Source organism: Membranihabitans marinus (assembly GCF_019802045.1).
GTDB classification, from domain to species: Bacteria; Bacteroidota; Bacteroidia; order Chitinophagales; family Saprospiraceae; genus Membranihabitans; species Membranihabitans marinus_A.
Genome location: NZ_JAHVHU010000004.1, coordinates 316,835 through 330,396, shown reverse-complemented (window position 1 = coordinate 330,396; position 13,562 = coordinate 316,835). Strand labels below are relative to the sequence as shown.

Annotated in this window: 13 protein-coding genes and 1 tRNA gene; 6 read left to right on the top strand and 8 right to left on the bottom strand. The window is 43.1% G+C overall.

The annotated features are described in order from the left end of the window. Positions 1-16 precede the first annotated feature (16 nt). Both KUV50_RS04290 and KUV50_RS04285 read left to right on the top strand, forming a co-directional pair. The gene (locus KUV50_RS04290) at positions 17-1,660 is read left to right on the top strand and encodes an FAD-dependent oxidoreductase (RefSeq protein ID WP_222578861.1); all 1,644 of its coding nucleotides are present in this window, start codon (positions 17-19) and stop codon (positions 1,658-1,660) included. A 98-nt stretch (positions 1,661-1,758) separates the two neighbouring features. Then, a complete protein-coding gene (locus tag KUV50_RS04285; RefSeq protein ID WP_222578860.1) occupies positions 1,759-3,417 on the top strand; it encodes an FAD-dependent oxidoreductase in 1,659 nt (552 codons plus the stop codon). Positions 3,418-3,512: 95 nt separating this feature from the next. On the opposite strand, the gene KUV50_RS04280 is transcribed toward KUV50_RS04285, so the two are convergent. From KUV50_RS04280 to KUV50_RS04260, 5 genes are all read right to left on the bottom strand, one after another. After that, a complete protein-coding gene (locus KUV50_RS04280; protein WP_222578859.1) occupies positions 3,513-4,223 on the bottom strand; it encodes an SDR family oxidoreductase in 711 nt (236 codons plus the stop codon). Between the two features lie 20 nt (positions 4,224-4,243). Then, the gene (locus KUV50_RS04275) at positions 4,244-4,705 is read right to left on the bottom strand and encodes a carboxymuconolactone decarboxylase family protein (RefSeq protein WP_222578858.1); all 462 of its coding nucleotides are present in this window, start codon (positions 4,703-4,705) and stop codon (positions 4,244-4,246) included. Beyond that, the gene (locus KUV50_RS04270) at positions 4,705-5,049 is read right to left on the bottom strand and encodes a carboxymuconolactone decarboxylase family protein (protein WP_222578857.1); all 345 of its coding nucleotides are present in this window, start codon (positions 5,047-5,049) and stop codon (positions 4,705-4,707) included. Before KUV50_RS04270 ends, KUV50_RS04275 begins: the two co-directional genes overlap by 1 nt. 170 nt (positions 5,050-5,219) lie before the next feature. Continuing rightward, positions 5,220-5,771 carry a hypothetical protein gene (locus KUV50_RS04265; RefSeq protein WP_222578856.1) on the bottom strand — a complete coding sequence of 184 codons (552 nt, stop codon included), beginning with the start codon at positions 5,769-5,771 and terminating at the stop codon, positions 5,220-5,222. 73 nt (positions 5,772-5,844) lie between these two features. Then, entirely contained in the window at positions 5,845-6,282 is a 438-nt protein-coding gene (locus KUV50_RS04260; RefSeq protein ID WP_222578855.1) for a nucleoside deaminase, read from the bottom strand. Between the two features lie 59 nt (positions 6,283-6,341). Between KUV50_RS04260 and guaB the strand changes: the two genes are divergently transcribed. The 3 genes from guaB to KUV50_RS04245 are packed head-to-tail and all read left to right on the top strand — an operon-like array spanning position 6,342 to position 9,736. Next, complete coding sequence (guaB, locus tag KUV50_RS04255; protein ID WP_222578854.1) at positions 6,342-7,823, top strand: IMP dehydrogenase; 1,482 nt, start codon at positions 6,342-6,344, stop codon at positions 7,821-7,823. Continuing rightward, the gene (locus KUV50_RS04250) at positions 7,780-8,430 is read left to right on the top strand and encodes a DNA-3-methyladenine glycosylase (protein WP_410000028.1); all 651 of its coding nucleotides are present in this window, start codon (positions 7,780-7,782) and stop codon (positions 8,428-8,430) included. Before guaB ends, KUV50_RS04250 begins: the two co-directional genes overlap by 44 nt. Before the next feature lie 49 nt (positions 8,431-8,479). Continuing rightward, on the top strand, positions 8,480-9,736 hold the full coding sequence (locus KUV50_RS04245; protein ID WP_222578853.1) for a DUF5103 domain-containing protein: 1,257 nt from the start codon (positions 8,480-8,482) through the stop codon (positions 9,734-9,736). Positions 9,737-9,834: 98 nt separating this feature from the next. Here the strand turns inward: KUV50_RS04245 and KUV50_RS04240 are convergent, their stop codons facing one another. From KUV50_RS04240 to KUV50_RS04230, 3 genes are all read right to left on the bottom strand, one after another. Beyond that, entirely contained in the window at positions 9,835-10,044 is a 210-nt protein-coding gene (locus KUV50_RS04240) for a dodecin family protein (protein WP_222578852.1), read from the bottom strand. 151 nt (positions 10,045-10,195) lie between these two features. Then, positions 10,196-11,674, bottom strand: a complete 1,479-nt coding sequence (locus tag KUV50_RS04235; RefSeq protein WP_222578851.1) for a glycosyltransferase family 39 protein — start codon at positions 11,672-11,674, stop codon at positions 10,196-10,198. Between the two features lie 161 nt (positions 11,675-11,835). Beyond that, a tRNA-Glu gene (locus KUV50_RS04230) sits at positions 11,836-11,907 on the bottom strand. Positions 11,908-12,153: 246 nt separating this feature from the next. On the opposite strand from KUV50_RS04230, the gene gap reads away from it, so the two are divergent. Then, positions 12,154-13,149 (top strand): type I glyceraldehyde-3-phosphate dehydrogenase, encoded by a 996-nt coding sequence (gene gap / locus KUV50_RS04225; protein ID WP_222578850.1) that lies wholly within the window; start codon positions 12,154-12,156, stop codon positions 13,147-13,149. The last annotated feature ends 413 nt before the right edge of the window (positions 13,150-13,562 follow it).

Genomic DNA, 13,562 nt, shown 5'->3' with positions numbered 1-13,562 from the left:
TAATTTTCATCCAACTATGATTCGAAATTTTGTTTTTTACATTGGTTTGTTCCTATTCTCGGTACCCGCAATTGCCCAATCGAATTCCTATGATATCGTTATTTACGGAGGAACATCGGCGGGTGTATCTGCAGCTATACAGGCAGCCCGGATGGACAAATCAGTTGTTATTCTTGAGCCTTATCACCGATTGGGTGGACTCTCTGCTGGTGGACTTGGTGCCACAGATATTGGCAATAAACGGGTGATCGGAGGGATTTCCAGAGAGTTTTATCAAAACCTCAAAAACCATTATGACCAAAACTCCAATTGGAAATGGGAAGACCGATCGGACTATTTTGGTAAAAATGAACATCGGAATAGTGAAGGAGATGATGGGATGTGGACCTTTGAACCTTCAGCTGCTCTACATGTGTACCACAAAATGATGGAGCCCTATGACATTGAAGTACAATATGGCAAAAAGCTCGATCGGAAAGCAGGTGTGAAAAAGGAGGGCAACTCCATTCGTTCCATTACCATGATGGACGGTTCCGTGTATACGGGCAAAGCTTTTATCGACGGTACCTATGAAGGTGATTTGATGGCCGCTGCCGGTGTAACCTATGCGGTGGGACGCGAAGATAATGAAGTATACGGTGAGACTTTGAACGGTTATTACTTAGCGGAATACCACAAACAATCCGGATATCACCAATTTCCGGACGGCGTGGATCCCTATGTGGAACCGGGCCATCCGGGAAGTGGACTACTTTGGGGGGTCAGTACGAATAAACCCGGACAGAAAGGGGAAGGAGATCAGCTCATGCAGGCTTATAATTTTCGAATGTGTCTGACGAATAACCCTGAGAATCGGCTTGCAATAGAGAAACCAGATAATTATAATCCTGACAAATATGAATTGTTGGTGCGTTTGTTCGAGGCACAACCTGATATGCGAAAAATCAATCAATACTTCATCTGGTCTAAAATGCCAAACCAGAAAACGGATGTGAATAACCGGGGTGGTTTTTCAACCGATGCTATTGATATGAATCACAATTGGCCCGAAGCCAGCTATGAAATTCGGGAAGCTATTCAAAAAGAACACCTTGATTATACACAGGGGTTGTTTTATTTTTACCAGAATGATCCGCGGGTGCCTTCAGAACTTCAAAACTTCGTGAAGGAATGGGGGTATCCAAAAGATGAATACGTTAGTAATAATCACTTTACCCCTCAACTCTATGTACGGGAAGGCCGACGCATGGTCAGTGATTATGTCATGACAGAACATCATTGCCAGGGCGATGTGGTCGTGGAAGATGCCATCGGAATGGCGGCATATGGAATGGATTCTCACAATACACAGCGTATCGTAGTGGATGGCATGGTGAAAAATGAAGGAAACGTAGAGGTATCCGGGTTTAAGCCTTATCCGATTTCTTATCGATCGATCACGCCGACAAAATCTGAATGTGAAAACCTGGTGGTACCTGTGGCGCTCTCCGCTTCTCACATTGCGTTTGGTTCGATCCGAATGGAGCCTGTGTTTATGGTCCTTGGCCAATCGGCTGCCACAGTAGCTGCTATGGCCGTTGACCAATCATCTGCTGTCCAGGATTTATCCTATGGAGAGTTGAAAGAAAAACTTTTGAAAGACAAACAAGTATTGGAGTAATTATAGGCAGCGTTTTTTGGTCCGAATTTGGGGCTCAAAAACAGAGTACTATGGCTACATCTTATTCATAAAGATCAAAGTATAATAATAATCAATAAATGAAACAAAAAGTCTACTACCTATTGCTTTTATCCTTACTGTGCATAGGATTTTCTTGCGCCCCGGAGCATTCATCCTCTGATGAAAATACTGCTGACATCATTATATACGGTGGTACATCTGCTGCTATTATAGCTGCTGTCGAAGCTTCTCAAAATGGAAATAGTGTCATCGTAGTATCACCTGATACGCATCTGGGCGGATTGACTTCAGGCGGTCTGGGGTTTACAGATACCGGAGACAAAAGTGTGATTGGTGGTCTGGCGAGAGAATTTTACCATCGGTTGTATCAACATTATACGACAGATTCGGCCTGGATATGGGAAAACAGATCAGATTTTGGAAATAAAGGCCAGGGCACACCTGCTATTGATGGAGCCAATCGAACGATGTGGATATTCGAGCCACACGCTGCCGAACAGGTGTATGAAGACCTCGTGAAAGAATACAACATTAGAGTGGATCGGGATGAATGGCTGGACCGGAATGCCGAAGTGGAGAAAGAAAATGGCCGAATTATTTCGATCTCTACTTTAAATGGTAAAACGTATCGTGGTAAAATATTTATGGATGCAACCTACGAAGGAGATCTGATGGCTGCTGCCGGGGTATCTTATACAGTGGGGCGTGAAAGCACAGCTCAGTACGACGAGGAATGGAATGGTGTCCAGACCGGGGTCCTGCATCATCAACACTGGTTCCATTCTGATATTTCACCATATGTCATACCGGGAGATCCGACCAGTGGGGTGTTACCATTGATCTCTACGGAGCATCCTGGTGAGAAGGGGAGTGGTGATGATAAAATTCAGGCCTATTGTTTTCGCACCTGCCTGACCAACCATCCGGATAACAGAGTCCCCTTTCCCAAACCAGAAGGCTATGATTCGACGCAGTATGAACTGCTGCACAGAATGTTTCAAACCGGGCGAAAAGACTTCTTTCAAAAATTTGACATGATTCCCAATCGTAAGACAGACACGAATAATCATGGACCATTCAGCAGTGATCACATTGGTATGAATTATGACTATCCGGAGGCTTCCTATGAGCGACGAAGAGAGATCATAAAAGATCACGAGCAATATCAAAAGGGATTGTACTGGTTTGTAGCCAATGATCCCCGGGTGCCTGAAGACATTCAATCACGAATGAAAAACTGGGGTTTGGCCAAGGATGAATTTGTAGATAATGACAACTGGCCGCACCAAATCTATGTTCGGGAAGCACGGCGTATGGTGGGGGAGTTTGTTATGACCGAGAATGAACTGTTAAAACGACAGCCTACGCCGAAACCAGTGGGGATGGGCTCGTATACCATGGATTCACACAATGTCCAAAGATACATCAAACCGGATGGATTTGTTCAAAATGAAGGTGACATTGGGGTAAGTACAAAGGGCCCCTATTCCATTTCATACGAATCCTTGGTTCCTAAGAGAGAGGATTGTGAAAATCTGATTGTACCGGTATGTGTATCAGCAAGCCATATTGCGTTTGGTTCTATTCGAATGGAACCTGTCTTTATGATTTTAGGCCAATCCGGAGCGGCAGCGGCAGCCATTGCTATTGAAAATGAGATCGCGGTCCAAGATGTAGATTACGATCAATTGCGGAAAGATCTGGATGAGAAAGGACAGATCCTGAGTATTGATTAATTGTTGACGGTGGATTGTCGATTCGTCTTAGGAGGTAAATAGCTAAAGCTCAAGAGCACAGCAACCAATAACGCAATAACACCATAACCAATAACCTACCCCGGTTTTGGAATCAATGGTCTGATGGTCACATCACTGACCAGGTAATTATCCGGAGTTTGGAGGAGATGAATTACGGTATCAGCGATATCTCTGGTATGAAGCATATGATCATGGGATTGTATGCCTGAACTGCTAAAAAAGTCCGTTTCTATGGAACCGGGATTGAGGCATGTCACTTTCACTTGGTCATGGCGTAATTCGAGAAAAAGCGATTGACTAAAACCCTGAATAGCAAATTTGGTGGCGCTGTAAGCAGAGCCTTTTGCGCGGCCGGCGGTTCCAAGTATGGATCCGATATTAATAATATGGGTGCTGTAATCTTTGCTTTTCATAAAAGGGACCAATCCTGCGGTGAGGTAGAAGACTCCATTCAGATTCACGTTAATCATTTTATGCCATGCCTCATGCGTTGTGTCATCAATTGCATGAAATGAACCAATACCTGCATTATTGATCAATATATCTGGAGTGTGGCTGGCGTCAAATGTACTTTCGATCCATGAATCTACGTCTTTCTGATTAGTGATATCCAATACCACGGGAATAAATAACTCGCCAAAGTCCGACCTGAGCTGCGTGAGTGCATTTTTAGTGCGCGCAATGCCATATACCTGTACTTTGTTATGTATTAATTGTTCTGCAATCGCCTTCCCAAGCCCTTTACTGGCCCCGGTAACTACGGCAACCTTATGTTCTAAATTCATGGTTCATTTACTTTGACATACTATGATTTATGATTGGTCTGATAAGTTCCTGGTGGTACTCGCATACTAATGGCCAGTCGGTTCCATCCGTTGATTGCAACAATAGCCATGGTCAGTGCCATCACCTCGTCTTCGTCAAAATATAACCGGAGTTGCTCAAACGATCGATCCGAAACCTCTTTTTCTGCGATGAGCGTCAAAGTCTCCGTGTATTCCAGCGCGGTGCGTTCCCGGTCCGAAAAAAATGGTGTTTCCCGCCACGCACTTAGAGCGTACAATCGCTGTTCGGATTCACCATTTGCCCGGGCATCCTTACTATGCATATCGATACAATATGCGCATCCGTTAATTTGAGAGGCCCGGAGTTTGACTAGTTCATAGATCGATGGGTTCAATTTGCTTTGCCGGATCTGTTTTTCAATTTCAAGCATTCCTTTGATGAGTTCGGGATACTTCTCTTGATAATCGATTCGTTGATCCATTAGTGGTCATTTTCGGATTTCTCCATTTCATCCATGGCTATATTTGCATGAGCATATGCAGCTCCAGCTCTCATTTCTGATGCGACCCAAATGGCTTCCATGATTTCTTCGCGGCTGGCACCCTTCTCCAGGGCTTGCTTGGTATGAGCTCGAATGCAGTAGGGGCATTGGGTGACATGGCCGACAGCTACGGCGATGAGTTGTTTTGTTTTTTCCGGCAATGCACCTTCTTTGAATACTGTGCGGCTAAATTTACGCCAAGCTTTGAGGTTGTCAAAAGCAAGATTTGCCTTTTTTTCTGCCAGTTCTTTCGAGCTTTCAGGGAACATGGAGTGGTTGTCCATAACGATTAATATTTTTTGGTGAAGAATAGTCTATGATCGATAAACAGCGAAATCCCCCGGTATTGTTTAAAAGGAGGTGAAAATCTTTAATTTGAAGTTAGCTGAACACCAAAGCTGACCGCTGACAATTCACCAACAACCATTCATCATCAACCATCAACAATTAAGAATCACCTTACCGTTCTTCCACCCACTTCCTTTACTCTGCGATTGACAATTCCTTTTTCATCGATATCTACCAAGAGACCGACATAGGCCGATCGTCCCGGGGTAGCGTATTCTTTATCCCCATAGGTCACAATACCATAATCTTTTTTCCATTCTTTGGCTAACAATCGGTAAACGCCTTTTTCGCCCCGATACCCCCGGCTGTTTTTTGCTGGACCAAAAATGAGATAGTGATCAGCTTTTCGTTCAAATGAAATAGCCAATCGATCCTTGCCAGGACTGAAAACAAATACGCCGGGCGTACCCTTGGGAAACACAATTTCTTCCACCCGTCTACCATTTCTTATGGATATTCTGCCCTGTTCGATCGTCGATTCACCTTGACGGAGTGCCCGATGCAAAATGATATCATCGGAAAGGTAGAACTGAATTTTTTGAAGGGCCTGATCATCGTATTGATATTGTTGGACGAGGGATTGCGTAAAGTGGGAAAGCTGTGGTGTGCACCCCCATGCAAGACTTCCAAGTAGAAAGGTTAAAATGATGTTTTTCATATCAAAGATGTTTTCCCTTAAGATACGAAGGATCGTGAATTATTTAAACACATTAAATGATCGTTAGGAATCATTATCTTTTTCGTAGAAAAAACCGGTTGATGAGCAATCTGGCTTCTTCTTCAAGCACACCACCTATGATCTCCACTTTATCCAGCAATACAGAGGGTTTATACTTGGTAAAACCTTTTTTAGGATCTGCTGCGGCAAACACTACTTTGCGAAACCGGCTCCAGTGTATGGCTCCAGCGCACATAAAGCACGGTTCCATGGTAATGTATATGTTGCATTTATTCAGATATTTACTGCCGACAGCTTCGGTGGCAGAAGTGATCGCAATCATTTCTGCATGCGCAGTGGGATCATTGAGACGTTCCACCTGATTGTGTGACCGGGCTATTATTTGATTGTTGTACGTGATGACACAGCCAATGGGGACTTCATCAAGTTCCAACGCCATTTTGGCTTGTTGAATGGCTGTTTTCATCCATTTCTGATCAATTTCATCCATTTTTAGAAATTTGTTCAATCGAATTTATGGGATATAGTTAAGAAACCCTACTTTTGCACATGGAAATTAAGAAATCAGCACAAGACAAGATTATCACACAGGGACTGACCTTCGATGATGTATTGGTCGTTCCTCATTATTCAGAGATTTTACCCCGGGAGGTTGATATATCAGCCCGTCTTACCCGTGAAATCACACTCAATGTACCTATTGTTAGTGCCGCTATGGACACTGTGACCGAAAAGGAACTGGCGATTGCTGTAGCACGTCAGGGCGGTCTTGGGTTTATTCATAAGAATATGACCATTGAGCAGCAGGCCGGACAGGTGAGAGCAGTGAAGCGGAGTGAAAGTGGCATGATACTGGATCCGGTTACGCTTTCCCCCGACGCCACCATCGGAGAAGCGCAGGATATTATGAAAGAACATAAGATCGGCGGTATTCCTATTACTGAAACAGATGGTAAGTTAGTAGGAATACTGACGAACCGTGACCTTCGGTTTGAAACCAATTCCCGCAAAAAAGTACATGAACTAATGACCCGGGAAAATCTGGTGACCGTTCCAGGCGACACTGATCTGGAGCAGGCCGAAGTCGTATTGCAAAAGAACAAAATTGAAAAATTACCCGTTGTTGATGAAAACTTCCGGGTGATTGGGTTGATCACCTACAAAGACCTGTCTAAGGTCAAAAGCTATCCTGATTCATGCAAGGATTCTTACGGAAGACTTCGTGTAGGCGCTGCAGTAGGAGTCACGCACGATACCATGGAAAGGATCCACGCACTTCGCGCTGTTGATGTTGATGTGATTGCAGTAGATACGGCACACGGTCATTCTGCTGGCGTATTGGATACGATACGGCGGATCAAGAAGGAGTTTCCTGATTTACAAATTGTTGGAGGAAATGTAGCCACGGGATCGGGAGCAGAAGCTCTGGTCGAGGCCGGGGTGGATGCAGTGAAAGTCGGGGTAGGACCGGGAAGTATATGTACCACTCGAGTCGTGGCCGGAGTAGGTGTCCCACAGCTAAGTGCCATCTATTCTGCCAAACAGGCCATCCAAAAATCTGGTGTTCCGATCATTGGAGATGGGGGGATTCGTTTTACCGGGGACATTGTCAAGGCGCTCGTGGCTGGTGCCGATACCATCATGGCCGGATCTTTATTTGCCGGCGTCGATGAAGCTCCAGGTGAAACCATCATTTATGAAGGAAGAAAATTTAAAACCTACCGGGGCATGGGATCCATTAGTTCGATGAATCGAGGGTCCAAAGATCGATATTTTCAAGATGTCGAGGATGATATCAAAAAACTTGTTCCGGAAGGTATTGAAGGACGAATTTCCTTCAAAGGAAGCCTGGCTGAAGTGATGGTGCAGTATATTGGTGGTCTGAGAGCTGGTATGGGGTATTGTGGTGCTGCAAATATCGAAGCGTTGCAAAAAGCCCAGTTTGTCAGTATAACTCATTCCGGGATTACCGAAAGTCATCCGCATAATATTACCATTACCAAAGAATCGCCTAATTATCAGCGAAGATAATTCACCAAATACTGAATACCTCGATTTTCAAAGCACCGATGTCGTCGCGTTGGCAAAATCGTTGTTGGGCTACCGATTATGTACACGTATCGGCGGTCAATTGACCAGTGGCGTGATCGTAGAAACGGAAGCCTATCGGGCACCTGAAGATAAAGCCAGTCATGCCTACGGAAATCGTCGGACGGCTCGTACTGAAGTTATTTTTAAGGCAGGAGGGACCTCCTATATTTACTTGTGCTATGGGATTCACCACCTGTTTAATATAGTATCAGGGCCACCGGAAACGGCCCATGCTATTCTTGTCCGGGCACTGGAACCTGATGCTGGATTGACTGAAATGCGACTACGGCGAGGAGAGAAAATTTCAGATAAGCAACTCACGAATGGTCCGGGGAAGTTATGTCAGGCTTTGGGGATTGATCGCACATTGAATGGTTTGTCCGTGAATAAAAGTTCGGGGAATCCACTGTGGGTGGAACCTTACGTGCAGGTACCGACTGATGAAATTATCAAGAGTAAGCGAGTCGGTATAGATTACGCCGAAGAGTGGAAAGAAAAGTTATGGCGATTTCACATCCATGGGAATCCGTATGTTAGTGTTATATAAATATACAAGACGTACTTTGATTAATCAATTGTAAGTTATATATTCCTGTATGAAAAGAATTCTTTATATCGTCCTGATCTGTTTGTCTGCGCGCTATGTATCGGTCCATGCACAGGAAGTCACAGCCCCATCAATATTTTCTGCAAAAATATCAGTACCTGGCGCCATTTATGGTCTGCCCGTCATGCGGCTGGGAGACCATACAGGACTTTTGCTGTCATTTGATGACCTGACTACAGATGCCCGGTATTACAGGTACAAGCTACAGCATTGTAACCGGGATTGGACGCCATCTGATTTATCAGACATCGAATATCTCGAAGGCATCAATGATCAATTGATCGAAGAATATGCTTTTTCAAATCAGACCCATGTGGATTATGTCCATTATGAGGTTCGTTTTCCAGGAAACGGACTCAAACCCAAAGTGAGTGGGAATTATCTGATCACGGTGTATGATGAAAATACGGACGAGGTAGTGCTGGTCCGTAAGTTTATGGTGGTCGATAAAAAAGTGTTTGCATCCGCAAAATTACAGCGACCGTCCCGTGTTTCACAGATGAGAACGCACCAGGCATTGGAATTGACGGTGAACCACAAAGATTTTCGTATTTCCAATCCACTCCAGGATGTTTCAGTGACAATTTTACAAAATGGAATTTGGGAGCGATCGATCAGAAACATCCAGCCCAGAAATGTATTTGGTGATGTGATCGAATTTGACTGGCGTGGCAAGATCGTATTTCCGGGAGGTATGGATTTCCGTAGTCTGGATCTACGCAACCTGGGGTATCGGAGTTTTGGAATAAGTGATATTACGGAATACAAAGATGGTTATGTCGTCGTCAAAGAGATCGAACAGTCCAGAGCCGGTCGAAGTTATTTTCTGGAACGGGACCAAAACGGAAGTTTTATGATCGATAACGAACGAAATTTTTCAGGGAGTAGTTCGACAACTTCCGAATACGTCGAGGTTGATTTTCGACTAAAAAGCAATTTGGACATGGGGAATGAACGGGTATACGTTGCGGGTGGTTTTACCAATTATGCTGCCGACCCACGATTTGAATTAACCTACAATTCTGAAAATGAAATTTACGAGGGTACCCTTTTGATTAAACAGGGGCGTTATGATTACTTATATGCAGTTCACCATGGTGGTACGGACCAGGGCCTCGACTTCAATGTATTGGAGGGGAATTCCAATGAAACGGAAAATTTTTATTTATTGCTGACGTACTATCGTCCATTTGGGTCAAGATACGATCAGCTGATCAGTGCTGATATTGCGAATCTGGGTGGCTAGATGGTGGTTCTGCGCGGACCAGTAATCTCTGAAGCATAAAAAAGCCTGCCCCCGGAGGAACAGGCCATAAAACCGGTTTCTAAATTTTGTGGATAAGGTTATACGCCGTCGGTTACTCGGAAAGAGATTTTACATATGACCCCATACGAAGATATTTTCCCGTCGGTTACATGGGCTTTAAAATCCTTCACAAATACAGAATCGATATTGCGTACGGTTTTCGAAACTTCTGCTACGGCATTTTCCAATGCCTCATCGAAGCTATTTTCACTGCTTCCAATTACTTCAATTACTTTTACGATTGACATAGGTATAGGTTTTAAACGATTAAATAATGGTTTGATAAGTTAGGTAAAAACTACGAAAAAAAGAGCATTCGACTTCATTTAATATTAAATTAAGCCAGTTTAACTTTTACGGGACCGGTTCGAATAATTAATCGTAATCTACAAAATGAAACTATGACCCTTTGTAATTCGTCAGGTAATATACCAAGAATTTTCGTTCGGGTTCACCGGAATCGTTGTAGATAATTATAGGCTCCATTTGTTGCACTGATTCAAAATACTCTGACAACTCCGGTCTTGGCATGGGGTGTGGATTAATATCATCAAACCGTTTTTCGGAATCGATATACAGTGCATTCTTATTTTTCAGATGGTGCAGTTCGGGATCTATAATGGAAAATTGAAGACCGTCTTTTCCAATCACATTTCCCGAGTATATCTTTTGATCGAGGAAAAAGGATAATTCCGCGGAGGTCTTGTAACCATCGTCCGAAAAGATAAAAGAATCTGGATACCTGGTGTGAATTTGTTTTACATGAACTGCCAGTTCAGGCCAACCCCACCACGTATCATCAGACCGGATTGAAAATGGGTAATAAAATACCTGGATTAAAAATGCAAAATGGAACACCACGCTCAATAAAACCTGTATCCGGACCCATTTTCCGGGAATAAAGTTGACGGCCAATAATATTCCCGTGATGTAGGCGGGCATGGCCCAGTTTAGTTTTACCCAGTATATCATCGACAAAAACATAAATCCAAAAACCATCGGTGCACAAAACCACCATAGAAACCAATGATGACCATCCGGCTGGCATCGCGATTTGAAGTAGTTGTAGGTTTGTCGGATCAATGCGACCAGAAGGAAAATATATAGTACTGGAAGTAATAAAAACATTTGAGTACCAATATTTCCGAAAAAATACTTCAGTTGGATATTCATGACTTCCATTGAGCTGACGCGGTCCGATGATTGGAACTTAATAGATATCCAGTCATTTTGAAAATTCCATATAAGCACCGGCATGATCGTGAGCACAAAGATCATCACAGCCAAATACGGTCCTTTACGTCGCAACAAGTGGCGCTTGGGGGCATACGTCAATAAATAGCCAAATAGGCCCACTAAAATCATGAGAGCTGTATATTTACTGTCAAACGCGAGGCCAGTCATAAACCCGGCCAGCAACCAATCCCTTGCCTGATTGGATTCGATAGCCCGGTAGAGAAATAATACCGATAACGACCAGAAGAGCATTAAAGGGACATCGGGAGTGGTTACCAAAGACAAAATAGAAATCAGCATGGTCGACAGTATCAGATACATCGACCGATCAACCATAAATCCAGTATGAAATTTTTGTGCGAGTCTGTAAAAAACGAAAATTGTACCGGTCGTCAGGATAAAGTCGGTGAGCTTGACACCTAGTACTGTCTTACCAAATACAATAGAAAATATTCTCAACAGCCAGGCGATCATGGGCGGATGATCAAAATAGGATAGACTCAAATGTTCACTGTAGAGATAATAATATGCATCCTGTGGCATCATACCCATTGCGAATACCAGGACAATGCGGATCATTACCACAGCAATAATTCCCCATAGTATAAAATGCACCGGGGATGATCGCAAAGAAATATCCATAAACTATGTTTGTTCGATCTGATTTAAGAACTTAAAGATGGTATTTTTCTGTAATAAACCATCTATGTGGGGGTTCTCAGTTAGAGGCCAGGATTATAAAGCCTTGAAAATCAACCAAAAAAAAAGCCGGAAAGAAAATTTTCTTTCCGGCTTACTGAAGGCAGCCCGTAGGGGATTCGAACCCCTGCTACCAGGATGAAAACCTGGCGTCCTAACCCCTAGACGAACGGGCCACTTTTTCAAAGCGATGGCAAATATAGGATATTTATTTAATTTCCAAAAGTTTTGAAAACAAAAGTGTGACTTTTTTCATTTTAAGGATGATGATTATTGATACAATAAAGGGTATTACTGGATTGTAGGTGAACGAATAATTTAGAATATTTCATTCTATCATTTTTTTGTTACATTTGCAACTTCTAAACAGGCCCTTTCAGGGAATTATTTATTTGAACAGTACGGATATAAAACAAAAACTTATGGCAAAGAAAATTGCAATTAATGGATTTGGAAGGATCGGCAGATTGACCTTCCGAAGTTTACTTGACAATGATGAAGTTCAGGTAGTCGCTATTAATGACTTGACGGATAACGACACCTTGGCTCATTTATTAAAATATGATACCGCACATGGGACATTGGATCACGAAGTGACGGCTGATCACGGGAATATATTTATTGACGGAGAGAAAGTAGTTGCTTTGTCAGAACGAGATCCTGCCAAACTTCCATGGGACGAACTTGGAGTGGATTTTGTATTGGAGTGTACCGGTATCTTTCGGTCGCGCGAGCAAGCATCCAAACATTTGGAAGCAGGAGCAAAAAAGGTTTTGATCTCAGCTCCGGCACAAGGTGATGTAAAAACCATCGTTCTGGGTGTCAACGAAGAAGAAATTGATCCAGAAGAGACGATTTTCTCCAATGCATCCTGTACGACCAACTGTCTGGCGCCTGTAGTAAAGCTGTTGGATGAAAACTACGGAATCAAGACTGGTTCTATGAGCACGATTCATGCCTATACCGCAGATCAAAACATTCAGGATGCTCCACATAAAGATTTGCGAAGAGCACGAGCAGCTGCGCAAAACATTGTTCCAACAAGTACTGGAGCCGCTAAAGCTGTACGTCTCGTGTATCCGGCTATTGGAGACAAAATTATGGCAATGGCTTATCGGGTACCAACGCTCACTGGTTCATTAATTGATATGACAGTGAAAGTTGAAAAACCCGCAACAGCAGAAGAGGTCAATGCAATTTTCAAAAAAGCATCGGAAGGGGATATGAAGGGAATTTTAAAATACGAAACAGATCCTATTGTATCCAGTGATATTATCGGATCACCCTATTCTTCGATTTTTGATGTAGAATTGACCACTTGTGATGATGATTTTATCCGGGTTGTTAGCTGGTATGATAATGAAGCTGGTTATTCTACACGGTTGGGTCAATTGGCAATTAAATTAGCGACTTTGTAACACAAGGATGCTTATATCCTTGATGAATCTATAGAACTTAGTTAATAAGTTATCCTAAAGGGAGATTCCAACATGGTAGGTATGAGTTCACAACCGATGGGATGAATATATAGCGGACCAATGATAGTTCTGTTGGATGCCACGGTGCATAAAAGAACTTGTCATTCAAGCTATTTATTCATTCGCATCGGAACTTATTAATGAGGATTCCGGCATCTACTGGAAAACACATTGATGTATGCGTTGAACTTACCAGTGGATTCTCCCTATTTTTTTTTGCGTAGATTACGAATCATTTCATATGCTGAGTTCCCGCCTTGATCTCATACTATTGGAACTCCTATTTGCTGCATATAGTCCAAAATATTCTTCGAGTTTCTTCGTGAAAAACAGGCGGTAGAACTCTGTCAATT

Excerpts from the sequence above, each read along its gene's own strand:
- KUV50_RS04240 (WP_222578852.1), bottom strand. The coding sequence starts at position 10,044 with ATGTCAATCGTAAAAGTAATTGAAGTAATTGGAAGCAGTGAAAATAGC.
- KUV50_RS04290 (WP_222578861.1), top strand. The coding sequence starts at position 17 with ATGATTCGAAATTTTGTTTTTTACATTGGTTTGTTCCTATTCTCGGTA.
- KUV50_RS04280 (WP_222578859.1), bottom strand. The coding sequence starts at position 4,223 with ATGAATTTAGAACATAAGGTTGCCGTAGTTACCGGGGCCAGTAAAGGG.
- KUV50_RS04245 (WP_222578853.1), top strand. The coding sequence starts at position 8,480 with ATGAAAAGAATTCTTTATATCGTCCTGATCTGTTTGTCTGCGCGCTAT.
- KUV50_RS04260 (WP_222578855.1), bottom strand. The coding sequence starts at position 6,282 with ATGGATGAAATTGATCAGAAATGGATGAAAACAGCCATTCAACAAGCC.
- KUV50_RS04270 (WP_222578857.1), bottom strand. The coding sequence starts at position 5,049 with ATGGACAACCACTCCATGTTCCCTGAAAGCTCGAAAGAACTGGCAGAA.
- KUV50_RS04285 (WP_222578860.1), top strand. The coding sequence starts at position 1,759 with ATGAAACAAAAAGTCTACTACCTATTGCTTTTATCCTTACTGTGCATA.
- KUV50_RS04235 (WP_222578851.1), bottom strand. The coding sequence starts at position 11,674 with ATGGATATTTCTTTGCGATCATCCCCGGTGCATTTTATACTATGGGGA.
- gap (WP_222578850.1), top strand. The coding sequence starts at position 12,154 with ATGGCAAAGAAAATTGCAATTAATGGATTTGGAAGGATCGGCAGATTG.
- guaB (WP_222578854.1), top strand. The coding sequence starts at position 6,342 with ATGGAAATTAAGAAATCAGCACAAGACAAGATTATCACACAGGGACTG.
- KUV50_RS04265 (WP_222578856.1), bottom strand. The coding sequence starts at position 5,771 with ATGAAAAACATCATTTTAACCTTTCTACTTGGAAGTCTTGCATGGGGG.
- KUV50_RS04275 (WP_222578858.1), bottom strand. The coding sequence starts at position 4,705 with ATGGATCAACGAATCGATTATCAAGAGAAGTATCCCGAACTCATCAAA.